Below are 21,059 nucleotides of genomic sequence, written 5' to 3' on the forward strand. Positions count from 1 at the left end.
AGGCAGCACCCGCAGAGGAACAGCAGCCGCGCAGAAAGAAGCGTGACCAGCAGCAGCAGACCGATCAGGCGCCGGCCGAACAGGCAGCACCCGCAGGGGAACAGCAGCCGCGCAGAAAGAAGCGTGATCAGCAGCAGCAGACTGAGCAGACGCCGGCCGAACAGGTCGCGCCGGCCAACGACAATCAGCCCGGCGAGCAGGCCCAGCCGCGCAAGAAGAACAAGCAGGATCAGCAAGCCCAACCTGAAGTCGCCCCGGCGCCGAAGGAAGCTCCCGCTGGAGAGGCGACGGCCCCTGCCGGCGAGCAGCCGGCGGCCCAAGGCGAGCAGCCCCAGGACACGACGAAGAAGCACGGCAGGAAACCTGTTGGCGAGCAGCCGGCGACGGCCGAACAACCCGCCACCGGCGAACAACCGGCCAATGGTCAGACGGCAGCACCGGCACAGGGCGAAAACCCGGTGCAGGGCGAAGCACCGACCGATCCAAACGCCGCTCCCATCCTGGACAGCCAGAAGGACGCCGAGCGCAGGGGCGGCGGCCGCAAACGTGGCGACAAGAATGCTCAGCAGGATGGCGAGCAGCAGAATGGCGGACAAAATGCCCAGCAAGGTGGCGATCAGGGCCGCAAGCCGGTGGCTGCTCCCATCGACCAGGGTCCGCCGCCCACCGACGACAGGGCCGCACAGCAGGAGATCAAGCCCGAGAAGATCGTCCCGGTGACCGAGGAGAAGGGTACGCGCGTAGAGCGTGCGCCCGATGAGATCGCCCGCGATCGTCGGCGTCCGAAAGGCGTCGACGTCGTCAGGAAACTCGGCGATCGCGTCATCCTGCAGTTCAACAACCAGACATTTGTCCAGAGCAATGACGCCCCGCGCGTCACCCGCGGTGCCAAAGAAGTCTACTATGAGGATCTGTCGGGCGATCGCACCCGGGAAATCGTCGAGCGTGACAACGGTGTCCGGATCGTCACCATCCGCAACCGCTATGGCGACGTTATCCAGCGTTCGCGCATCGCGCCGGATGGACGCGAATATGTGCTGAGCTATGTCGACGAGCGGCACTATCAAGATGACAGCGACTGGCGTGATCCCGGCGACGACCTGCCGCCGATGCGGCTGACCATCCCGCGCCGGGAATACATCCTCGATTCCGAGGACGTCGAGAGCCCCGATGACTACTACGAGTTCCTCGAACAGCCCCCGGTCGAGAAGGTCCAGCGCCTCTATTCGATCGACGAGGTCAAGCGTTCGGCCCGCGTGCGCGACATCGCACGTCGCGTCGATCTCGACACGCTCAACTTCGAATTCGGTTCGGCCTCCATCTCCGACACCGAGGTGCAGAAGCTCGAGGGCGTAGCGACCGCCATGGAGAAGCTGTTGAAGAAGAACCCGGCCGAGACCTTCCTGATCGAAGGTCACACCGACGCGGTCGGCAGACCGGAGGCTAACCTCGCTCTTTCCGATCGCCGCGCGGAAGCGGTGGCGGAGGCTCTGACCAATGCCTTCGGCATCCCGCCGGAAAACCTGACGACACAGGGCTATGGCGAGGAGTATCTGAAGGTCAACACGGCGGCGCCCAACCGCGAGAACCGCCGCGTCGCCATCCGCCGCATCACCTCGCTGGTGGCACCGGTCGCCAGCAACAATTAGGTCATGATTTCAAAATCATGACCCGGTTTGTGGAATCGGCAAGAGAAGCATCCACCCCCGGCACAGCCGGGGGTGAATGGATGTGCGGGGTTCAACAAGAATTGTACGGGCGTTAGACACGGCTCATTGAATCGCGAGCGCAGCCACCCCAGATTCGGTGCTGGGCGTTCCCTGCCCCGTCCCGACTCCAGCGGGACGCATTGAGCCCCGCCGGACTTTGTTCGGCGGGGTTTTTTGTCTTGCAAACGGTGGCGGCCTCGTCGAATACGGCCATTGTCTGAGAGATAACCAGCCGGAATCATCCCATGAAGCGTCTCGAACTCGCCATCGAATCGATCATTCTCGCTTCACGCTGGCTGCTCGTCGTTTTCTATATAGGCCTGGCCCTGGCATTGGCCGTCTATGCGCTGTCCTTCGGCAAGAAGCTCTATGAGTTCATTAGCCTGGCGTTCACGCTCGGTGACACCGACACCATCCTGAAGATGCTCGGCTTGATCGATGCCGCGCTGGTTGCCTCGCTGGTGGTGATGGTCATCATCTCGGGCTACGAGAATTTCGTCAGCCGCTTCGACGACCAGGACGGCGGTGTGCACTGGCTGGGCACCATCGATGTCGGTTCGCTGAAGGTCAAGGTTGCCTCGACCATCGTCGCCATCTCGTCGATCCACCTCTTGCAGGTGTTCTTGAACTCATCGTCCTACACGACCGACCAGTTGATGTGGCTGACCATCATCCATCTCGCCTTCGTCGTCTCGGCGCTCATGCTCGCCTATATCGACCGGCTGATGGGCCTGAGCAAAGGCAAGAAGGACGAGGCGTGAGCCTGCGCCTGCCGGAAGTTGAATCAATCCCGCAGGAACGATGCCCTACCGCCTTGTTCGAGCAGGGCTTTCCCATGACTCTGCTGGTGGCGAAGGGCTTGGCTCGACGCCCGTCGCGTCAAAACGAAGAGCTCTAGTAAATATTCCTGATCTTGCTGTCCGTGCGGGCAAACACCTCGTCGGGAACAAAAAAGTCGCCGGCCAGCGGCCCGGTCGCATCAGGCGCATAGATCGAGAAATCGCTGACGCCCTCGGCGCGCAGCACCTCTTCGTCGATGTAGAAATTGCCGGTCGCTTCGCGCGCCGGCCGCATGAAGATGGCATGCGCAGCATCGGCCATGATGTCGGGCAAACGGCTCATTGCCGCCACCGTCGCGCCGCCCAGCAGATTGCGCACGGCTGCCGTGTCGATGGTCGAAATCGGCCACAGTGAATTGACGGCGATGCCGTCCTTGGCGAACTCGGCGCTCATGCCCAGCGTGCACATCGACATGCCGAACTTGGCCATCGTGTAGGCGACATGATTCTTGAACCACTTGGCCTTCATGTCGAGCGGCGGTGCCAGATTCAGGATGTGAGGATTGCTGGCCAACTTCAGGTGCGGAATGCACATTTTGGACACCAGGAAGGTGCCGCGCGTGTTGATCTGATGCATCAGGTCGTAGCGCTTCATGTCGGTTTCCAGCGTGCCGGTGAGCTGGATGGCGCTGGCATTGTTGACGCAGATATCGATGCCGCCGAACTTTTCCACGGTCCTGGCGACCGCCTCGGCCACCTGTGCCTCTTCACGGATGTCGCACAGCACGGGCAGCGCCTTGCCGCCGGCCTGCTCGATCTCTTCTGCCGCGCTATAGATTGTGCCGGGCAGCTTCGGATGCGGTTCGGCGGTTTTGGCCGCGATCGTCACATTGGCGCCGTCGCGCGCCGCGCGCAGCGCGATCGCCAGCCCGATGCCGCGCGATCCGCCGGAGATGAACAGCGTCTTTCCCTTGAGCGACATTTCCTTGCGCCTCCCTTGCAACACGTCAGACGCCAAGCTTTGCGCGGCGGGCGACCACAGCGCAAGACCCGACACGCCGGACACCGCGTTACGCAGCGTAGGGTTTATGACTATACCAGCACCAGCCCCTGCCGCATCGCAGTGGCAATCGCGTCGGTGCGGTTGGCGGCACCGAGCTTGATCAGGATTGCGGCGACATGGAACTTCGCGGTGTGCACGGAAATGTTCAGCCGCCGCGCGATCACCTTGTTGGGTGCGCCCTCGGCCAGCAGCGCCAGCACTTCCGCCTCGCGCGGCGACAGCGAAGGACGGACGGCATGCTCGTCGGAGGCTTCATCTTCGAACGGCTCGCCATCGCCAGTATGGAAATCCTCATGGCGTCCGGTTCTGCGCTCGCCCGATACCCGATAGCCGGCCGCCGCCAGCCGCGCCGCCGCAGCGATCAACAAATCGTCCGCGCCCGTTTGGAGGACGGCCAACACCTCGCCCGCGGGCCGTTCGCCAGCGCGTCCCGATAGCAGAACCCGGGGAATGGCGGCCGGCACGGCACCGCCGCTGCTGTCGTCAACGATGGCGACGTCAGCCCTGCCGGCCACCACCGGCAGCAGGTCATCGCTCGCGGCCAGCGAGGCCGCCAAGCGCTCGGCGCGCGACGCATCGCCAAGCGCAATCAGCACCACCAGCCGCCGCGAGACGGCACCGTCATGCATGATCCGGTCGCTGGTGAGCGTGTCCATCACTCCTCTCAGGAAAGCGGCTTTTCGCCGATGGTCAGCCCGACATCGCGCTGTTCGCCGCCGCGCACCACGCCGAGCGTCACCGAAGCGCCCGCACTGTCTGGTCCGAGCCTGCGGATCAGGTCGCGCGGGCCATGCACCGCCTCACCGTTCCACGCCACGATGATATCGCCGAGAGAGAGACCGGCGGCCTTGGCGGGACCATCGTCATCGAGGCTCATCACCATCGCGCCATGCGCGTCGCGGTCGCGTACCGGATGCAGGCCGGCGCCGAGATAACCGCGCGCGACATGGCCCTTTTCGCGCAGCGTCGCAACCGCCCGCTCGATCGTCTCGTAAGGCATGACCAGCGCCCGGTGGCGCGGCCCGAACAGCAGCATGCCGATCAGCGCACCCTTGGCGTCGAGAACCGGGCCGCCCTCGAAACGGCCGCCGGCACCGACGGCCAGATTGATGCGCCGGTCGATGGTGCCGCCGCGCATCGAGCGCCAGGCCGGACCGACTTCGCCTACCGAGCCCGAAACGGCCAGAGCCGACCCGTTGCTATTGCCGATGGCGATGGCAATGTTGCCTGGCCGCACCGCGTCAGCCCTGGCCAACGGCACGGCGTTGATGGCCGTAGCCGGCTTCAGCAGGGCAACGCCAGTCGACGGATCGCGGCCGACCAGTTCTGCCTTCACCGCCTCACCCGAGGCCAGCGTCAGTTCGATCTCCTCGCCGGCCTCGACAGCCTCCTCGGCGGTGACGAAATAACCGTCACGCCAGTGGAAGGCGCTTGCCGTGCGGTGATGATGCGTGGCGAAGCCAGCCGTTGCCGCTGCCGCCTGGGCGGCGAGATCGGCGATGGCTTGCGAAAACGCACTCAGATTGAAATCGCTCATATTGGTCTCCTGGGTTCATCCATGCCCCAGATATCGCTCGACAGCGCGTTCAGAGGTACTCGCCTGAAGGCTAGTTGCCGATTTGACTGGCCATCTGGTCAGGTCGCGGCGGTTCCAGCCGCTCCGCACATATAGTGCGTGTCGCCCAAAAGTGCTCAGCAGTTTTGGCACAACGACACGCACAGGAAAAAAATCATCCTTTCGCCCGAAAATACGGAGCCCTTCCATGGCCCTCGCCGCAGCCAAATTCGAACCTGACGATACATTGCTCGACGCATATTCGACGACCGTTGCGGACGCCGTCGACCGCATCGGCCCGGCCGTCTGCCGCATCGAACGCGTCGGCGGCCAGGGCGGCCACGGCTCCGGCTTCGTCATCGCGCCGGACGGACTGGTCGTCACCAATTTCCACGTCGTCGGCGATGCCAGGACAGTGCGCGTCTCGATGCCGGACGGCGCCTCCCGCGAAGGCCGCGTGCTCGGCCGCGATCCCGACACCGACATCGCGCTGGTGCGCGCCGACGGCAGCTTTGCCGATGTCGCACCGCTCGCCGATTCCAAGCGGCTGCGGCGCGGCCAGATCGCCATCGCCATCGGCAATCCGCTCGGCTTTGAATGGACCGTCACCTCCGGCGTCGTCTCGGCGCTCGGCCGCTCCATGCGCGCCTCGACCGGCCGGCTGATCGACGACGTCATCCAGACCGACGCAGCGCTCAACCCCGGCAATTCCGGCGGGCCGCTGGTTTCGTCGGCCGGCGAGGTGATCGGCGTCAACACCGCCATGATCCATGGCGCGCAGGGCATCGCCTTCGCTGTCGCCTCCAACACCGCCAATTTCGTCATTTCGGAGATCATCCGCTTCGGCCGTGTCTGCCGCGCCTTCATCGGCGTCTCGGCCGACACTGCCAGTTTGCCGCGCCGCGCCGCCCTGTTGTCGCAAGTCTCGACCAGCACGGCGGTTCGCCTGCGCAGCGTCGAGAAGGACGGCCCGGCGGCCAAGGCCGGCCTGAAAGAAGGCGACATCATCGCCGCCATCGACGGCCGTCCTGTCACCGGCGTCGACGACCTGGTGCGCATGCTCGACGCCGAACGCATCGGCCGCGAGACGCTGTGCACCGTCGTGCGCCGCACCGGTGTCAGCCAGGTGACGGTGACGCCGGTGGCAAGGGCCAGTTGAGGCGGGCGCTCAGGCTCCCGCCACCCCTTCCGCATACTGCGCCAGAAACGCCTCGCTCGGCGGGATCGGCTTGATGACGTCGATCAGCACGCCATTGGGGTCCTTGGTGATGAAATGGCGCTGGCCGAAGGGCTCGTCGCGCAGCGAGCGCAGGATCGGCAGGCCGGCGGCGACGACGCGCTCATAGACAGCGTCCGGGTCGCGAACCTCGAAATTGATCAGCAGGCCCGAAGCGCGGCCCCGCCCCTCTTCCGGGATGGTCTCATGGTCGCCCTGGACGATGCCGAGATTGACTCTTCTGTCCTCCCCCGATTGCAGATGCACATACCAGTCGCTTTCGAACAGGGGCTGGAAGCGGAAATGCTTCACATAAAAGGCCGCCGTGCCGGCGACGTCGCCGGTCATCAGCACCGGGTAATAGCTCGTGGTCTTCATCTTTCCTTCTCCCGTCAATTAACATACAGTCTGCATGTAAACCGAATTAACATACAGGCTGCATGTATGCAACACGATTTCGCGCGTCGTTCCAACCGCGACCGCACCGAAGCCACGCGCGCCCACCTGATTGCCGCGGCGCGAAAGCTGTTCACGGAGAAATCCTATTCCGAGACCGGCACGCCGGAGATCGTCGCCGCCGCCGGCGTGACGCGCGGCGCGCTCTACCATCATTTTGCCGACAAGCAGGCACTGTTTGCTGCCGTGGTCGAGCAGGAGGCGGCAGCGGTCGCCGAGGAGATCGAGCGCGCCTCGCCGCCATCGCTGTTTGCCCATGACGCGCTGATTGCCGGCTCCGACGCCTATCTCGCCGCCATGCGCGCGCCCGGACGCACGCGGCTGCTGCTGCTCGACGGCCCGGCCGTGCTTGGCCGCGCCGCCATGGACGCGATCGACAATCGCCACGGCAACCGCTCTCTGCGCGAAGGGCTGGTCGCGGCGATGCGGGCGCAGACGATGACGAGATTGCCGGCCGACGCGCTGACAGCACTGCTCGGCTCCGCCTTCGACCGTGCCGCCCTGGCCATCGAGGCCGGCGCCTCAGCGCAAGATTACCGCGCCGTGCTCATGGCGCTGATCGATGGGCTGTCTCGTGCTCCTCATCCGGCACCTCGCCCGGTTCGAACTCGTTGAAGCAGCCGAGCTGGCGCTTGAACTGGTCGATCAGCCAGGCCGCCGCCGGCTTCGGGCTGCGATCGCTGCGATGCATGGCAAACAGCGGCGAGCTCACCTCCCTGAAGGATTCGAGGTCGATCTCGACCAGCCGGCCGCTCGCCAGGTCGTCTGATATCAGCCAGCGCGGCAGCCCGCCCCAGCCCAGCCCCTCGCGCATCAGCATATGCTTGGTGCGCACATCCGTCAGCCGCCAGGTACGGTAGGCATAGACGCCGAAGTCGCGCCCCTTGGTGCGCTCCGACTGGTCGGTGACGACAAGTTGGGTGTGTTCGCGCGCATCCTCGATCGCCACCGGTTTCGGCAGCAAGGCCAGCGGGTGGGTGGGCGCGGCGGCCAGCACGATCGACATGAAGCCGATGCGCACAAGGTTCACGTCGACATCGCCCAGCAGGCCGCCAATGCCAAGGTCGGCCTGACCGCTGACGACATGGTCGGGGATCAGGCCGAGCGTGCCGATGTGCAGCCGCAGCATCACGGTCGGAAACTGCGCCTCGAATGCCTTCAGCACCCGAACCAGCACCGGTGACGGCAGCGTCGCGTCGACCGACAGCGCGACCTCGGCCTCGAGCCCCTGGTGGTGGCCGTCGACGCGCGAGCGGATGCGCTGCAGCACGCCGATCATGCGCCGTGCGTCCTCCAGCATTGCCCGGCCGATCTCCGTCAATTGCGGCTCGCGCGTGCCCTCGCGCTCGAACAGTTTCAGCCCAAGCTGCGCCTCGAGATTGGCGATGCCGTAGCTGATGACGGACTGTGCCCGGTTGAGCTTGCGGCCGGCGGCCGAGAAGCTGCCGGCTTCGGCGACTGTCACAAAGATCTGAAGTTGATCGAGCGTCGGGTTGGGCTGCATCGTTATATCCAACTTATGGATGGATCGTATAGAAAATATACCAGTTTATTGAATGGATCGAAAGCCCCATATCTGGCGGGACAAATCATTCCAACCGCTGGAGAGAGCCCAAAATGTCCATTCTTCTTGTCACTTCGAGCCCGCGCGGCGCTGCCTCGCATTCGACCCGCATCGCCACCGAATTCGCCGAAAAGCTCGTCGCCGCCGATCCGTCGAACACGCTCGTCGTGCGCGACCTCGTCGCCAATCCGTTGCCGCACATCGATGCCGACTATGCGACGGGCATCTATACCCCGGCCGAAGCGCGCACCCCGCGCCAGGCTGAAGTCGTCGGCGTCTCCGATGTCGTGCTCGACGAGCTGTTCGCCGCCGACACGGTGATCCTGGCCACCGGCTTCATCAACTTCAACATCTCCTCGACCCTGAAGTCATGGGTCGACCACATCTCCCGCTCCGGCAAGAGCTTTGCCTATGGCGAGAACGGCCCCAAGGGTCTGGTCACCGGCAAGAAGGTCTATATCGTGCTGGCTTCCGGCGGCATCTATTCGGAAGGTGCGGCCGTGCAGTTCGATCACGCCATTCCCTACCTGCGTGGCGTGCTCGGCTTCCTCGGCATGACCGATGTCGATGTCATCCGCATCGAAGGTGTCGGCATGGGCCCTGACGCGGTGACAGCAGCGCTCGCCAAGGCGACCGCCAAGGTCGACGCCGTCGTGGCCGCCAGCCGGGACGTCGCGGCTGCCGCGTAAACAGCCGAAATTTGTCGCATCGAAAGGCAGGCGTGCGCGCCTGCCTTTTGCGTTCTAGCCGATGAGGTGCCTCAGCAGACCAGCGGCGCTGACCCCGATCAGCACGGTCGGCAGCATGGAAAACCGCGTGGCGGCTGCCAGAGTAACAGCCAGCGCCAGAAGATCCGCCGGGGACTTCGATACGAAGGCCGGTGCGATGACAGAGATCAGCACGCAGCCGGGCGCAGCTTCCATCACAGCCGTGGCACGGGCGCCCAGCGTGCGGTTGCGCAGGACGACATAGCCGCCGATCCGCGTCAGGTAAGTGACGCCGGCCATCAGCACGATGGTGAGAAGGGTCACGGCATCAATCATGCATCACCCGCCATCAGCCAGGCCGCGACCAGACCCGACATGGCGCCGGCGGCGACATACCAGGCACCGGGAACGAAGAGATAGACCAGTGCTGCAACGACCAGGCTGACCAGCCAGGGCCGCGCCGCCGCCATACCCGTCCACATGCCGCGCATCAGCACCAGGAAGACAGCCGGGAACGCCATGTCAAAACCATAGGTCTCGACATGGCCAAGCATCGGACCGAGCAAGGCACCCAGCGTGGTGAAGGCCACCCAGGTGAGATACATCGCCAGCGCCGCGCCCATATAGTAGCGCGGGCTGAAGGCCGGCGTGATGCCGGCTGCAGCACGCAGTTTGGCATCGGCCAAGCCCAGCGCCCAGCTTTCATCGCACATAAGGAAAAGTGCCGGAAACACCTTGCGCCGTGGCAGGTCGCGCAGGAACGGCGCCAGTGCCGCACCCATCAGCAGGTGACGGCTGTTGACCAGGAAGGTGATGGCGACGATGAGCACGATGTGCGGCGGCGACGTCCACAACTGGATCGCCGCGAATTCCGAACCGCCGGCGAAATTCAGCCCTGTCATGGCAGACAGTTCGACCGTGCTCAAGCCTTTCTGCGTCGCCTGGGCGCCAAGCACCAGCGCATAGGGGATGGTGCCGAACAGCACCGGCGCGCAGGACGCCACGCCACGGCGGAATTCGGATTTCGAACCATCTGCCACCGTCTCGACTGCCTGTGAAATGCTCATGTGTCTTCATCGGCTGACCTCGCGGCCGCCGCTTCCCTGCGTTTGAAATCAACTGATGTCGGCAGCAAACATACCGAAATCGGTCCGCAATTTGGTTGCGGAGATTGTTGTATTTCGCCCAATTCTGGCATTTTATGTTACAAATTTTCGAATAGATGGAATCTGTAGCCATGAAGCTGGATGAGATCGACAAGCGGATTCTGCGGGCGCTGCAGCGCGACGGCCGCATGGCCAACAATGATCTGGCCAATGAGGTCGGGCTGTCGCCATCGCCTTGCCTGCGTCGCGTGAAGCTGCTGGAGGAAGCCGGTGTCATCGACCGCTACGTCGCCGTGCTCAACCCGGCCAGCATCGGCAAGGGTCTGACCTTCTTCACCCGCATCTGGCTGAAGACGCAGGACGAGGACACGATCGAGCATTTCGCCACCGAAGTCGCCAAGCTGCCGCAGGTGATGGAGTGCTATCTGATGCTCGGCGATTGCGACGCCATGGTGCGCGTAGTGGCGGCCGGCATCGACGACTACCGCCGCTTCCAGTCGGAGCATCTGAGCCGCATCAAGGGCGTGCAGAACGTCAAGACCGACGTCCCAAGCCAGACGATCAAATACACGTCGGAACTGCCGGTCTGATCTGCTGAAAACGGCGTCGGGCCAGACTGGATAAAAAATGCAACCGGATTGTAGGATCAGCCTCGCTGCCGGCGTCCTTCGGATGCAAGCAGCGCTGAGCGCTGCCCTCTGGCATGGGAGATTTGAATGAGCTTTTCCTATCGTTGGGTCATCGTCGCGGCTGGCGCGCTGATGTCCTGTGTCGCCATCGGGACGATGTTTTCGCTGGCGATCTTTCTCGAGCCGATGGCGATCGACACCAACTGGTCGCGCGCCGGCATTTCGAGCGCCATGACGCTCAACTTCCTGGTGATGGGCCTCGGCGGCTTCGCCTGGGGCGCGATATCGGACCGTTTTGGCGCCCGCATCGTCGTGATGACCGGCGCGGTTCTGCTCGGGCTGGCGCTGGTGCTGGCCAGCCGGGCCGGTTCGCTGCTGAGCTTCCAGATTACCTATGGCGTGCTGGTCGGCCTCGCGGCAAGCGCCTTTTTCGCGCCGATGATCGCGCTGACCACAGGCTGGTTCGACACCAACCGTAGCCTCGCCGTCTCGCTGGTCTCGGCCGGCATGGGCGTGGCGCCGATGACGATTTCGCCCTTCGCCCGCTGGCTGATCTCCGCCTATGACTGGCGCACCGCCATGTTCGACATCGGCATTACCGCCTGGGTATTGCTGTTGCCGGCGGTGCTGCTGGTGCGCCAACCACCGAAGCCCGTCATGGCCGATACCGGCTCCGCGCCGGTTGCCGAAGGCGCCGGCCTGACGGTCGGCAAGGCGCTGCGCTCACCGCAGTTCATCGTGCTGGGGCTGACCTTCTTTGCCTGCTGTGCGGCGCATTCCGGCCCGATCTTCCATATGGTCAGCTATGCCATGCTGTGTGGCGTCGCCCCCATGGCAGCGGTCTCGATCTACAGTGTCGAAGGCCTGGCAGGCCTCGGCGGCCGGCTCTTCTACGGCGTGCTGGCCGACCGGCTGGGCGTCAAGCCGGTGCTGATCGCGGGCCTGGCGATCCAGGCGATCGTCATTGCCGCCTATCTCTCGATCAGCCGGCTTGAGCAGTTCTACATGCTGGCCGTTATCTTCGGTGCCACCTATGGCGGCGTCATGCCGCTCTATGCGGTGCTGGCGCGCGAATATTTCGGCCAGCGCATCCTCGGCACCGTGTTCGGCGCCGCCACCATGCTGTCCAGCCTCGGCATGGCGCTGGGCCCGCTTGCCGGCGGCATGGTGTTCGACGCCTACGCCAACTATTCCTGGCTGTTCATCGGCTCGGCTCTTATCGGGCTCGGCGCGGTCGGCATCGCCATCGCGTTTCCGCCACTGCCGCGCAGGGAGTTCCAGCCGGCGTAGTCCGGGTCGATTTCCCAAACCTTGCTGGCCAGGCGCGCAATCAGCCTGGCCCGTTCGGTTCACTGCGGATTCCCCCTTGCGCGAGGCAGCTTACGGCCAACGTTTGCAGGCAAGCGATCTCGACTGAGCTCGCGCATCCAGTCCACGCCAGAGAGGACACCCTGATGGTCGAACATCCGAGTGGAAGCGAAAGCAACAGAATTGCCGCAAGCGCTGTTGCCGACGACGATCCGCGTCTTGCATTCATTTATCAGGAAGCAGTGAGAGGTCTCACGCAACAGCAAACACTTGTGGAGAACATGAGCAGCCGCGCCGGCAGCCTTGTCTTCGCCACCGCCTTCGCAAACTCGTTGCTTGGCGGTGCGGCCCTTTCCAACGGGCTCGGGCCTTGGGACTGGATTGCGGTGGCCCTGCTGTTCGGCATTGGCGGGCTGATCGTCTTCATGCTTTGGCCCTACCACCAATACACATTCCGCTTCGATCCCGAAGAGTTGCTTGATCAATATGTCGACGGCGACAGGCCGACGACGATGTCGGCCATGCGCCGCGCGCTTGCGCTTCGCATCAAGGCGGACATGGCCGGCAACTGGCGAATTATCCAGCGGCTGCGGGTGGCGCTGCAGATTGCGCTGCTGTTTCTGCTGCTCGATATCCTGGCCTGGCTTTTGGCGATTGCAGGCGTTTGAGCCGGAGGGCACACGGGTCCGCCACGGCCCGGCGCTTGCAGGACAGGCAACCCACGATGGATCGAAAAGCTTTCTTGAGCATTTAAGCTTTGGCTAATAGTAGCCCAGGAGAGAACCAATGAAAAAGACGCTGCTCATTTTGAGCCTGCTCATTCCGCTCTCGGCGTGCTCCCGTACCGAACAAGGCGCTGCCGTCGGCGGCTTGGGTGGCGCAGCGGTAGGCGCCGCGGTGGCCGGCGATCCTGTGCAAGGCGCGGTTGTTGGCGGTGCGGTTGGCGCGATAGCCGGGGCCGTCATCGGGCACGCCAGCGAAGCCGGCCAGTGCAGATATCGCGATCAGTATGGCCGGGTTTACGTTGCACGATGCCCGGAGGGTTACTGACCTGGAGGCGCGTGATCTCTTTCGATCACGCGCCTGCTCCGGAGGTGGATAAGCGATGGGCTATCGGATCAAAGAACTGCTGGGTTGCTGGTTCGCCGTTGCCAGCGCTGCCGCGATGTATGCGGCATCCACCGCCGCGATCTCCGCCGCGCCTGTTGATGCCAAGACGATTGCCGATCACCTCTCATCGGTAAAGTCCATGTCCGGGGACTTCGTCCAGTCGGGTCCAAATGCGGAGAGGACCCGTGGCAGGTTTTTTCTACAACGCCCCGGCAAGATCCGATTCAACTATGCAGGCCAATCAGGGATCAGCGTGATTGCAGATGGCAAATCCCTGGTGGTTTATAACAGAAAGCTGAAGACATCGCGGCTTTATGCTCTCTCGAAGACGCCGCTTAAGCTGCTGCTCGACAATAAGGTCGACTTCTCCGGCAATCGCGTGAAAAGCGTCAGGGACGATGGCGCCCAAATTACCGTCAAGCTGTCCGACAGATCGACCTTCGGCAATTCGAGCATCTCCATGGTGTTCGACAGTAAATCTCTCGATCTGCGCAGATGGAGCCTCACCGACGAGAAGGGACTTACCACAACGGTGACTATATCAAATGTGAAGCAGGGCGTTCGCGCTCCCGAGGGCACCTTCGTGATCGATTACACGGCAAACCGTGAATTCAACACCACTACGAAATAGCCGAAGCCGCGGGCATATTCCCTGGGCCGGAACCAATGCGATCACCAGCGGTTTAGTCCATGAAGGGACCGGAACCGCAAAGGACGCGGCGCAATGATTGAAATTCACAGCATGGAAGCGGCCAAAGCCAGACTGCGTATAAGGAGAGCTGAGCACTCTTTGAAGTGCGCGAACGACTTGCTGGACGAGGAAGGTGGCGTCGCCCTCAATCTGGCATTGTGCAGCCGGATAAGGGCCGCGCAAAGGCACCTGATCGAGGCAAGGGCACGCCTGATGACGATCGATCCCGCCAGGACGAATTGACCCGCTGGCGGTCGCACGTCAACCCCTGAGCGATAGGTCTATCGTGGCGCAAGGCCCGGGCGGCTAAGGGGCGCTCGGTGTGGCGATGGTCCGGCCCTTACCCAAAAATCCGATCGCCCTGCTCGTCGACCAACTGGATGCCCTTCTTGATCGAGATGTCGACGGCGTCATCGAGCCCGGCAAAGCGGTCGGCGCGGATGAATTTGTGTTCCTTTACCACGCCGTCGATCTCCTTGGAGACGACGCCGCAGGTCTGGTACTGGCCATCGGCCTTGTAGGGCGTGGCGCTGATCAGAAAGCCCTTGTGCTCGACCTGCTTGGCTGGCGCTGCACTCGTCGGCTCAGCCGTCTGGGTTCCGCCGCCGCCACCGCCGAAAAGACGCTTCAGAAAAGACATCGGACTTCCTCCAACAGCATTCATCCCGCACCATGTAGAGTGACGCGGGATGAATTTCACTATCGGTCCTTGGGCCAGCGGGCAAGGGCTGCGTCCGGTCGGCTGGACGAGCTTACTTGTGCGACAGCGCTTCCAGCGCCTCGGCGGCGGCTTCGAGGATGGCGATCGCCTCGGCCTGCTTGTCGGCCGGAGCGTCGACGAAGTCGCCCAGAGCCGCGCGCAGCCGGTGACGGACCGCGCGGAATTCGTCGCGCGCTTCCGAACGATCCCCGCGGCCACCGCGGCCGCCACGACGCCCGCCCTCTTCGCTCTCGTCGTTCCAGCCGAACCAGTCGCGCGCCTTGGCCATTTTGCGGCCGAAGCGCTCGAGATGGTCGAGCACGCCGTCGATCATCTCGCGGTTGTCGGCGAGATGCGCCTGGCCCGCCTCGGTGATCGAAAACACCTTCTTGTTGCCGTCGGCGGCGGAGGCGGCATAGCCGGCCTCTTCCAGGAAGGTCAGCGTCGGGTAGACCACGCCCGGGCTCGGGCTGTAGATGCCGCTGGTGCGCTCTTCCAGGGCCTTGATGATGTCGTAGCCGTGACGCGGCGCTTCGGCCAGCAGCGACAGCGTGATCAGCTTGAGGTCGCCGTCGGCCAGCATGCGTCCGGCGCGGAACATGTCGCCCGGACCGCCGCGCCCGCCACCACGGCCACCGTGGCCGAACGGGCCAAAGCCGCCGCCCCCTCTGCCACCGAATTTGCCGGCCATGTGCATGAACATGCGCTCGCCGAAATGACCGCGCCCGAAATGATTGTGTTTGTGCATTGATTGCTCCTTGAGTTGTATCTTACGATATATCTTAATTAGGCAAGTCAATCGATGGAGTCAAGATATATCTTACGATGTATCTGAATGCAGCGCCAGCGGGCTCGATTTTCCAGCCGCTTCGTTGCGAACGGCGGCCACCGATAAATTCGGCTACCAGCGCCCCTTGTGCCGGTTCCAGGCATAGAGAAGATCGGCGAAGCGATCGTAGGCAAAGCGTGTCAGCGGCAAGGCAACCCGATTGCCGAACAGCGTCGCCAGCCAGCCCTCGCCCGGCGTGACCTTCCATACCGAGATGGCGACATCGGCGCCGACCAGCAGTCGGCCCTTGGCATCGGTGGCGTGCAGCCGGCGGCGGATATCCTCAAGCGACGCGCCATATCCGGCAAGCGCTGCCGGTTCAAGATTGATGTCTCGGAACTCGATCCGCCCAGCCTTGACCGCATCGATCAGCCGCCGCTTCTGCCTGCTGATCCCGGCATCGCAGACCGGGCAGCGCGTGTTGTACCAGACGGTCAGCATAGTTCCGGCATTTGGTTGGTAGCGCAAACTTGAAGGACCACGAACGATCGGGCGCCGTCAAGACGTCGCTCGGTCGCTCGCGCGAAGGAGAATGTATCGGGCCAGCCGGTCCGGCCCTTCCGCTACGGGCTTTATCCGAGCGAGGTGACGATCTCGCGGTAGGCTAATTCGGGAAAGGCCTTCAGCGTCCGCGTCCTGACATTGCCGGCTGCCGCCAGCATCAGCGAGAAGCGCGCCAGCACCGCGTCGTCGGGCGCTTCGACCACCGCCACCATGTCGTATTCGCCCATGGTCAGGTAGAACGCCTTGAACGATCCGCCCATGTCTCCCAGCTGCTTTCTGGCGGCGTCGAGCCGCTTCGGTGACTCGCGCACGTTTCTGGCACCCTGCTCCGTCCAGTTCATCAGCACGATGTAGCTTGTCATGGCACACCTCCCTCCGGGGCCACGGAGCACGGCGGCTTCGCCGGGGCGGGCATCGGGGTTATCGCCCAGAAATGCATCCGACAGCGAAATTATCCTCCCGAAGGGCCTGGCCCGCAAGAGTGCGCCCCACAAACAAAAAAGGGCGCCATCGGCGCCCTTGAACTCTTTGCATCGGTAAGTCTCAGCTATCCAGGAAACTGCGCAGCTTGCGCGACCTGCTCGGGTGCTTGAGCTTGCGCAGCGCCTTGGCTTCGATCTGGCGGATACGCTCGCGGGTAACCGAGAACTGCTGGCCGACTTCTTCCAGCGTGTGGTCGGTGTTCATGCCGATACCGAAGCGCATTCTGAGCACGCGCTCCTCGCGCGGCGTCAGCGAGGCCAGCACGCGCGTGGTGGTCTCGCGCAAATTGGCCTGGATCGCCGCGTCGATCGGCAGGATCGCCATCTTGTCCTCGATGAAATCGCCCAGATGCGAATCCTCCTCGTCGCCGACCGGCGTTTCGAGCGAGATCGGCTCCTTGGCGATCTTCAAGACCTTGCGCACCTTTTCGAGCGGCATGGCAAGCTTTTCGGCCAGTTCTTCCGGCGTCGGCTCGCGGCCGATCTCGTGCAGCATCTGACGCGAGGTGCGCACGATCTTGTTGATCGTTTCGATCATGTGCACCGGAATGCGGATGGTGCGCGCCTGATCGGCGATCGAACGCGTGATCGCCTGCCGGATCCACCACGTCGCGTAGGTCGAGAACTTGTAACCACGGCGGTATTCGAATTTGTCGACCGCCTTCATCAGGCCGATATTGCCTTCCTGGATCAGGTCGAGGAACTGCAGGCCGCGATTGGTGTATTTCTTGGCGATGGAGATGACGAGGCGCAGATTGGCCTCGACCATTTCCTTCTTGGCGATCGCCGCTTCGCGCTCGCCCTTCTGCACCTGGTTGACGATCTTGCGGAATTCCAGGATCGAGATCGCCGTTTCGGTGGCGAGGTTCTGGATCTCGGCGCGCAGGTCCTTGATCGCATCCTTCTCGTTCTTGGTGAATTCCTTCCAGCCGCGCGAGGTCAGGTTGCCGATCGAGCGCGTCCAGTTCGGGTCGAGCTCGGAACCCTGATACTCCTTCAGGAACTCCTCGCGGCGTACGCCGTAGCTTTCGGCGAGCCTGAGCAGCTTGCCTTCGTTCTGCACCAGGCGCTTGTTGATGTCGTAGAGCTGCTCGACCAGCGCCTCGATGCGCGCCGTGTTGAGCGACAGCGACTTCACCGCCTTGATCAGTTGGTCCTTCAGTTCCTTCAGCCGGCGGTCCTGGCTGGGCGACAGCGTGCCGGCCGCGGCCAGACGGTTCTCGACCTGCTGGTCCTGCAGCTTGCGCAGCTTTTTGTAGGTGTCGGCGATAACGTCGAGCGTCTCCATCACCTGCGGGCGGAGTTCCGCTTCCATCGCGGCCAGCGACAGGCTCGCTTCGTCCTCGTCTTCGTCGTCGTCATCCGTCAGCCCACGCGTATCGGCGCCGACATTGGTGATGTCGTCTTCGTCGTCGCGCGAACGGCGCGGCTTGTCCTCGACCTTGGCTTCCTCGACGCGCTCGACCACCGGCGCCTGCTTGGCCTCGGGGCCGGCATAGGTGGCTTCGAGATCGATGATCTCGCGCAGCAGGATCTTGGATTCGTTGAGTTCGTCGCGCCAGATGATGATGGCCTGGAAGGTCAGCGGGCTTTCGCACAGACCCGCGATCATCGTCTCGCGGCCGGCCTCGATGCGTTTGGCGATGGCAATTTCGCCCTCGCGCGACAAAAGCTCCACCGAGCCCATCTCGCGCAGATACATGCGCACCGGATCGTCGGTGCGATCGGTCGGTTCTTTCTTGGTGGTGGTGGCGGCAACCGCGGTGCCGGTCTGCTCAGCCAGCTCGTTGGCGTCTTCCTCGGCATCGGCCGCGGTGTCGGCGGCCTCGGGCTCCTCGCCCTGCTCGTCGTCCTCGACCACGTTGATGCCCATGTCGGACAGCATCGCCATCGTGTCCTCGATCTGCTCGGAGGTCACTTCCTCTGAGGGCAGCACCGAATTCAGCTCGTCCATGGTGACATAGCCGCGCTTCTTGGCGGCCTTGATCATCTTCTTGACAGCATCATCGGAAAGGTCGAGCAGAGGGCCATCGGTGGCGCCTTCGCGTTCGGTTTCGACCTCTTCCTTTTCCTTTGTCGCCATAGTCTTTATCTTCTCCTAGCGGCCGAACTTCAAAGCCGCGTAAGCTGTCGGACCAGTCAAATCGGATGCGCTCGCTTATGAAACGCGCTTCACCGGGCCAGTAACTGCATCAACTCGTTTCGTTTGGTGTATGTCGTTGCCCCAAAACCGGGTTTCCCCTTTTTGGGCGACATCCATTAAGTCCAGATTAACCCTGATATCTGTGGCAGGCGGGCTGCCTGTCCAGTGACCAGTACCTCACATCGCTTATTTCCCGTCGACGCGGGTTCGGGTTAACGTTTCGAATCGTCCTGATTCCGCCAATCTGCCAGAAGGTCAAGCGCCTCTCGCATGATTCGCATGAAAAAAGCGAATCAATTACCCGACTTAGCCCGTTACGCGCCATTTCGACGCGCAACGACGCTTTCTCAATTCACTCGCTTCCAACTAAGCTCGCCCTGCCCTGCCCGAGGAGACGCCAAACCCTTCGATCAGTGCTTCCGTGGCTTGCACATCCTGGAATTGCGCCTGAATTTCGATCAGGTGCCGGTAGTTTTCGTCTGTGGGATCGATGGCGAGCGCCGCTTCCGCCTGTTTCAGTTCCTTATGTAAGGTGCGCGCGCTGCGCTGCAAGTGCAGCGCCTGGCTGAAAGCATCGCGGGCATCTTCAAGGGCGGCGGTCTCTAGCGCCGGCCATTGCCGCATCCGCCGGATCAACCCGACGGCCCGCTCCCAGATCTCGGCGCAGCCGGCGCGTTCGATCGTCGCAATCACCGCCTGGCGATCATTGGCCATGTCATGCGCCATTGCATCGAGGATTGCCGCATGCAGCCGCCTCAGATCGGAGTTGGCGAGATCGAGAAACTCGATATGGGCGAAATTCTCGTCGATCAGTGCCGGATGGTTGACCAATGCGACGATGATCGTCGCCTCGCGCACCGACATCCCCTCGCCGCCGCGTTTGACCAAAGCCGACTGGCCGAGACTTTCGGTGATCGCAATGCGGCCGCCACCGCTCTTGGCGAACTGCCCGCCGGGAGCGGCTGCCTTGCCCTGGCCGCGCTGACCTGGCCGGCCGCCATCCTGACGCCCACTGCGCTGCGAGCCGAAGAAGCTCAACACGCGCTCGCGCATCTCTTGTTGATAATGGTAGCGGAGACTTTCATCGCGGATGCGGCTGGTCAGTTCGCGCAGCGTCTTCTCGAGTTCTGCCCGCCGCTCCGGCGTGTCGAAGACGCCGCCCGCCGTCTCACGCATCCATAAAAGGTCGACCAGCGGCCGCGCCTCGGCCAGCACGCTACGAAACGCATCCGGTCCTTCGGCCTTGACCAGATCGTCGGGATCCTTGCCTTCCGGCAGCAGCGCGAAGCGCGCCGAGCGCCCGGCCTGCACAGACGGCAGCGCCATGTCGGCGGCCCGCCACGCGGCCTTCAACCCGGCCTTGTCGCCGTCGAAGCACAACATCGGCTCCGGCGCCATGCGCCACAGCAGCTCGAGCTGGTTCTCGGTGAGCGCGGTGCCGAGCGGCGCCACGACATTCTCGAAGCCGGCCTGTGCCAGCGCGATGACATCCATATAGCCTTCGACGGCGATGACCGTGCCGCCCTTGGCCAAGGCCTTGCGGGCGCGGGCGAAATTATAAAGCACGTTGCCCTTGTGGAAGAGCTCGGTGTCGGGCGAGTTCATGTATTTGGCCAGCGCATCGGGCTGCAGCGCGCGGCCGCCAAAGGCGATGATCTTCCCTCTGGAATCCGGGATCGGAAACATGATGCGGTCGCGGAACCAGTCATAGGAAACCGGGATGTCGTCGCCGTGGCGCACCAGTCCGCAGGCCTCGATATCGGCTTTCGGCACGCCCCTGGCGGCGAGATGCTCCTTCAGCGCATTGCGGCTGTCGGGCGCAAAACCGAGCCGGAACGATTGCTGCGTCGCCGGCGTCAGGCCGCGGTCGCGCAGATAGGCACGCGCCTTGGCGCCTTCCGGTCCCTGCAGCCGTTCCTGGAAGAAGGCGGTCGCCATCTCCATGACGTCGGTCAGGCTGGCGCGTTCCTTTTCGCGCCGCTCCTCCTGCGCGTCGCGAACCGGCATCGGCACCCCGGCCATGTCGGCGATCTTTTCCACAGCTTCGGGAAAGCTCATCCCGTCCAGTTCGGTGAGGAACTTGAAATGATCGCCCGAGACCGAACAGCCGAAACAATGGTAGCGGCCCTTCTTGTCCTCGCAGTGGAAGGAAGGGCTCTTCTCGCCATGAAACGGGCAGCACGCCCAATAGTCGCCGCGTGGCGCGTTGGTCTTCTTGCGGTCCCACGCGACGCGCTGGCCGATCACCGATGAAATCGGCACGCGGTCGCGTATCTCGTCGAGGAAGGCGGGTGGAAAGCGCATCGGGGAACTCGTTTCCCGATTATATAATCACGCCCGCGAAATCCGACGACCCTTAATGCGGGCCATACCCAGTTTCCACAGGCAAAAGAGGCGGCCGTTGCGGGCCGCCTCCCTTTTCAATGTCCGGCAAGGTGCCGATTAATGCGCGGCAAACGCGCCGAAGATGACGCCGGAGAGGATGCCGACCAGCACATAGTCGTTGCC

General features: G+C 63.4%; 24 protein-coding genes. 11 read left to right on the forward strand and 13 right to left on the reverse strand.

The features are described 5' to 3' along the window. Both EN949_RS18950 and EN949_RS18955 read left to right on the forward strand, forming a co-directional pair. Positions 1-1,649, forward strand: a 1,649-nt coding sequence (locus EN949_RS18950) for an OmpA family protein (protein ID WP_245472456.1), incomplete at its 5' end; no start/stop codon positions are given. A gap of 305 nt (positions 1,650-1,954) precedes the next feature. After that, complete coding sequence (locus EN949_RS18955; protein WP_013530171.1) at positions 1,955-2,470, forward strand: TIGR00645 family protein; 516 nt, start codon at positions 1,955-1,957, stop codon at positions 2,468-2,470. A gap of 133 nt (positions 2,471-2,603) precedes the next feature. Here EN949_RS18955 and EN949_RS18960 read toward each other — a convergent pair whose 3' ends face one another. The 3 genes from EN949_RS18960 to EN949_RS18970 all read right to left on the reverse strand — a co-directional run bounded on the left by EN949_RS18960 (position 2,604) and on the right by EN949_RS18970 (position 5,088). Then, a complete protein-coding gene (locus EN949_RS18960; protein WP_013530170.1) occupies positions 2,604-3,470 on the reverse strand; it encodes an NAD(P)-dependent oxidoreductase in 867 nt (288 codons plus the stop codon). 110 nt (positions 3,471-3,580) lie between these two features. Then, the gene (locus EN949_RS18965; protein ID WP_063168767.1) at positions 3,581-4,207 is read right to left on the reverse strand and encodes a helix-turn-helix transcriptional regulator; all 627 of its coding nucleotides are present in this window, start codon (positions 4,205-4,207) and stop codon (positions 3,581-3,583) included. A gap of 8 nt (positions 4,208-4,215) precedes the next feature. Beyond that, positions 4,216-5,088 carry a S1C family serine protease gene (locus EN949_RS18970; RefSeq protein ID WP_063168768.1) on the reverse strand — a complete coding sequence of 291 codons (873 nt, stop codon included), beginning with the start codon at positions 5,086-5,088 and terminating at the stop codon, positions 4,216-4,218. A gap of 226 nt (positions 5,089-5,314) precedes the next feature. Here EN949_RS18970 and EN949_RS18975 point away from each other — a divergent pair, with 226 nt between their 5' ends. Beyond that, on the forward strand, positions 5,315-6,265 hold the full coding sequence (locus EN949_RS18975; RefSeq protein ID WP_127366866.1) for a trypsin-like peptidase domain-containing protein: 951 nt from the start codon (positions 5,315-5,317) through the stop codon (positions 6,263-6,265). 9 nt (positions 6,266-6,274) lie between these two features. On the opposite strand, the gene EN949_RS18980 is transcribed toward EN949_RS18975, so the two are convergent. Then, positions 6,275-6,700 (reverse strand): VOC family protein, encoded by a 426-nt coding sequence (locus tag EN949_RS18980; protein ID WP_013530166.1) that lies wholly within the window; start codon positions 6,698-6,700, stop codon positions 6,275-6,277. 66 nt (positions 6,701-6,766) lie between these two features. Here EN949_RS18980 and EN949_RS18985 point away from each other — a divergent pair, with 66 nt between their 5' ends. Continuing rightward, positions 6,767-7,393: a TetR/AcrR family transcriptional regulator gene (locus EN949_RS18985; protein WP_127366865.1), complete on the forward strand. Its 627-nt coding sequence runs from the start codon at positions 6,767-6,769 to the stop codon at positions 7,391-7,393. Here EN949_RS18985 and EN949_RS18990 read toward each other — a convergent pair. Continuing rightward, a complete protein-coding gene (locus EN949_RS18990; protein ID WP_024505493.1) occupies positions 7,326-8,282 on the reverse strand; it encodes a LysR family transcriptional regulator in 957 nt (318 codons plus the stop codon). The genes EN949_RS18985 and EN949_RS18990 overlap by 68 nt on opposite strands. Positions 8,283-8,395: 113 nt before the next feature. On the opposite strand from EN949_RS18990, the gene EN949_RS18995 reads away from it, so the two are divergent. Next, positions 8,396-9,031 (forward strand): FMN-dependent NADH-azoreductase, encoded by a 636-nt coding sequence (locus tag EN949_RS18995; RefSeq protein ID WP_024505492.1) that lies wholly within the window; start codon positions 8,396-8,398, stop codon positions 9,029-9,031. Between the two features lie 54 nt (positions 9,032-9,085). Here EN949_RS18995 and EN949_RS19000 read toward each other — a convergent pair whose 3' ends face one another. Both EN949_RS19000 and EN949_RS19005 read right to left on the reverse strand, forming a co-directional pair. After that, complete coding sequence (locus EN949_RS19000; protein ID WP_127366864.1) at positions 9,086-9,385, reverse strand: AzlD family protein; 300 nt, start codon at positions 9,383-9,385, stop codon at positions 9,086-9,088. After that, complete coding sequence (locus EN949_RS19005; RefSeq protein ID WP_013530159.1) at positions 9,382-10,116, reverse strand: AzlC family ABC transporter permease; 735 nt, start codon at positions 10,114-10,116, stop codon at positions 9,382-9,384. The genes EN949_RS19000 and EN949_RS19005 overlap by 4 nt, the downstream gene beginning before the upstream one ends. A gap of 170 nt (positions 10,117-10,286) precedes the next feature. Here EN949_RS19005 and EN949_RS19010 point away from each other — a divergent pair, with 170 nt between their 5' ends. From EN949_RS19010 to EN949_RS19035, 6 genes are all read left to right on the forward strand, one after another. Next, a complete protein-coding gene (locus EN949_RS19010) occupies positions 10,287-10,745 on the forward strand; it encodes an Lrp/AsnC family transcriptional regulator (protein WP_063168771.1) in 459 nt (152 codons plus the stop codon). A 126-nt stretch (positions 10,746-10,871) separates the two neighbouring features. Then, entirely contained in the window at positions 10,872-12,074 is a 1,203-nt protein-coding gene (locus EN949_RS19015) for an MFS transporter (RefSeq protein WP_127367103.1), read from the forward strand. A gap of 299 nt (positions 12,075-12,373) precedes the next feature. Then, on the forward strand, positions 12,374-12,760 hold the full coding sequence (locus EN949_RS19020; protein ID WP_082826532.1) for a hypothetical protein: 387 nt from the start codon (positions 12,374-12,376) through the stop codon (positions 12,758-12,760). Positions 12,761-12,878: 118 nt separating this feature from the next. Next, positions 12,879-13,142, forward strand: coding sequence for a YMGG-like glycine zipper-containing protein (locus EN949_RS19025; protein ID WP_013530156.1), 264 nt, complete (start codon positions 12,879-12,881; stop codon positions 13,140-13,142). A gap of 55 nt (positions 13,143-13,197) precedes the next feature. Next, positions 13,198-13,833, forward strand: a complete 636-nt coding sequence (locus tag EN949_RS19030) for an outer membrane lipoprotein carrier protein LolA (protein WP_127367104.1) — start codon at positions 13,198-13,200, stop codon at positions 13,831-13,833. Positions 13,834-13,926: 93 nt separating this feature from the next. Next, positions 13,927-14,136, forward strand: a complete 210-nt coding sequence (locus EN949_RS19035) for a hypothetical protein (RefSeq protein WP_013530154.1) — start codon at positions 13,927-13,929, stop codon at positions 14,134-14,136. 97 nt (positions 14,137-14,233) lie between these two features. On the opposite strand, the gene EN949_RS19040 is transcribed toward EN949_RS19035, so the two are convergent. From EN949_RS19040 to dnaG, 6 genes are all read right to left on the reverse strand, one after another. Then, complete coding sequence (locus EN949_RS19040; protein WP_013530153.1) at positions 14,234-14,533, reverse strand: HlyU family transcriptional regulator; 300 nt, start codon at positions 14,531-14,533, stop codon at positions 14,234-14,236. A gap of 112 nt (positions 14,534-14,645) precedes the next feature. Beyond that, positions 14,646-15,341: a PadR family transcriptional regulator gene (locus tag EN949_RS19045; RefSeq protein WP_013530152.1), complete on the reverse strand. Its 696-nt coding sequence runs from the start codon at positions 15,339-15,341 to the stop codon at positions 14,646-14,648. Positions 15,342-15,494: 153 nt separating this feature from the next. Beyond that, positions 15,495-15,863, reverse strand: a complete 369-nt coding sequence (locus EN949_RS19050) for a DCC1-like thiol-disulfide oxidoreductase family protein (RefSeq protein ID WP_127371366.1) — start codon at positions 15,861-15,863, stop codon at positions 15,495-15,497. A 131-nt stretch (positions 15,864-15,994) separates the two neighbouring features. Beyond that, entirely contained in the window at positions 15,995-16,288 is a 294-nt protein-coding gene (locus tag EN949_RS19055) for a GYD domain-containing protein (RefSeq protein ID WP_013530150.1), read from the reverse strand. Positions 16,289-16,469: 181 nt separating this feature from the next. Continuing rightward, positions 16,470-18,491, reverse strand: a complete 2,022-nt coding sequence (gene rpoD / locus EN949_RS19060; protein WP_013530149.1) for an RNA polymerase sigma factor RpoD — start codon at positions 18,489-18,491, stop codon at positions 16,470-16,472. A 426-nt stretch (positions 18,492-18,917) separates the two neighbouring features. Further along, positions 18,918-20,855 (reverse strand): DNA primase, encoded by a 1,938-nt coding sequence (dnaG, locus tag EN949_RS19065; RefSeq protein WP_127371133.1) that lies wholly within the window; start codon positions 20,853-20,855, stop codon positions 18,918-18,920. Positions 20,856-21,059 lie beyond the last annotated feature (204 nt).

The organism is Mesorhizobium sp. M7A.F.Ca.US.007.01.2.1, assembly GCF_003998165.1.
GTDB classification, from domain to species: Bacteria; Pseudomonadota; Alphaproteobacteria; order Rhizobiales; family Rhizobiaceae; genus Mesorhizobium; species Mesorhizobium ciceri.

Coding starts and splice junctions, on each gene's coding strand:
- EN949_RS18955 (WP_013530171.1), top strand. CDS start 1,955: ATGAAGCGTCTCGAACTCGCCATCGAATCGATCATTCTCGCTTCACGC.
- EN949_RS19040 (WP_013530153.1), bottom strand. CDS start 14,533: ATGTCTTTTCTGAAGCGTCTTTTCGGCGGTGGCGGCGGCGGAACCCAG.
- EN949_RS18980 (WP_013530166.1), bottom strand. CDS start 6,700: ATGAAGACCACGAGCTATTACCCGGTGCTGATGACCGGCGACGTCGCC.
- EN949_RS19005 (WP_013530159.1), bottom strand. CDS start 10,116: ATGAGCATTTCACAGGCAGTCGAGACGGTGGCAGATGGTTCGAAATCC.
- EN949_RS19015 (WP_127367103.1), top strand. CDS start 10,872: ATGAGCTTTTCCTATCGTTGGGTCATCGTCGCGGCTGGCGCGCTGATG.
- EN949_RS18995 (WP_024505492.1), top strand. CDS start 8,396: ATGTCCATTCTTCTTGTCACTTCGAGCCCGCGCGGCGCTGCCTCGCAT.
- EN949_RS18985 (WP_127366865.1), top strand. CDS start 6,767: ATGCAACACGATTTCGCGCGTCGTTCCAACCGCGACCGCACCGAAGCC.
- EN949_RS19045 (WP_013530152.1), bottom strand. CDS start 15,341: ATGCACAAACACAATCATTTCGGGCGCGGTCATTTCGGCGAGCGCATG.
- EN949_RS18960 (WP_013530170.1), bottom strand. CDS start 3,470: ATGTCGCTCAAGGGAAAGACGCTGTTCATCTCCGGCGGATCGCGCGGC.
- EN949_RS18990 (WP_024505493.1), bottom strand. CDS start 8,282: ATGCAGCCCAACCCGACGCTCGATCAACTTCAGATCTTTGTGACAGTC.
- EN949_RS19025 (WP_013530156.1), top strand. CDS start 12,879: ATGAAAAAGACGCTGCTCATTTTGAGCCTGCTCATTCCGCTCTCGGCG.
- EN949_RS18970 (WP_063168768.1), bottom strand. CDS start 5,088: ATGAGCGATTTCAATCTGAGTGCGTTTTCGCAAGCCATCGCCGATCTC.
- EN949_RS19030 (WP_127367104.1), top strand. CDS start 13,198: ATGGGCTATCGGATCAAAGAACTGCTGGGTTGCTGGTTCGCCGTTGCC.
- EN949_RS18975 (WP_127366866.1), top strand. CDS start 5,315: ATGGCCCTCGCCGCAGCCAAATTCGAACCTGACGATACATTGCTCGAC.
- EN949_RS18965 (WP_063168767.1), bottom strand. CDS start 4,207: ATGGACACGCTCACCAGCGACCGGATCATGCATGACGGTGCCGTCTCG.
- EN949_RS19050 (WP_127371366.1), bottom strand. CDS start 15,863: ATGCTGACCGTCTGGTACAACACGCGCTGCCCGGTCTGCGATGCCGGG.
- EN949_RS19055 (WP_013530150.1), bottom strand. CDS start 16,288: ATGACAAGCTACATCGTGCTGATGAACTGGACGGAGCAGGGTGCCAGA.
- EN949_RS19020 (WP_082826532.1), top strand. CDS start 12,374: ATGAGCAGCCGCGCCGGCAGCCTTGTCTTCGCCACCGCCTTCGCAAAC.
- rpoD (WP_013530149.1), bottom strand. CDS start 18,491: ATGGCGACAAAGGAAAAGGAAGAGGTCGAAACCGAACGCGAAGGCGCC.
- EN949_RS19035 (WP_013530154.1), top strand. CDS start 13,927: ATGATTGAAATTCACAGCATGGAAGCGGCCAAAGCCAGACTGCGTATA.
- dnaG (WP_127371133.1), bottom strand. CDS start 20,855: ATGCGCTTTCCACCCGCCTTCCTCGACGAGATACGCGACCGCGTGCCG.
- EN949_RS19000 (WP_127366864.1), bottom strand. CDS start 9,385: ATGATTGATGCCGTGACCCTTCTCACCATCGTGCTGATGGCCGGCGTC.
- EN949_RS19010 (WP_063168771.1), top strand. CDS start 10,287: ATGAAGCTGGATGAGATCGACAAGCGGATTCTGCGGGCGCTGCAGCGC.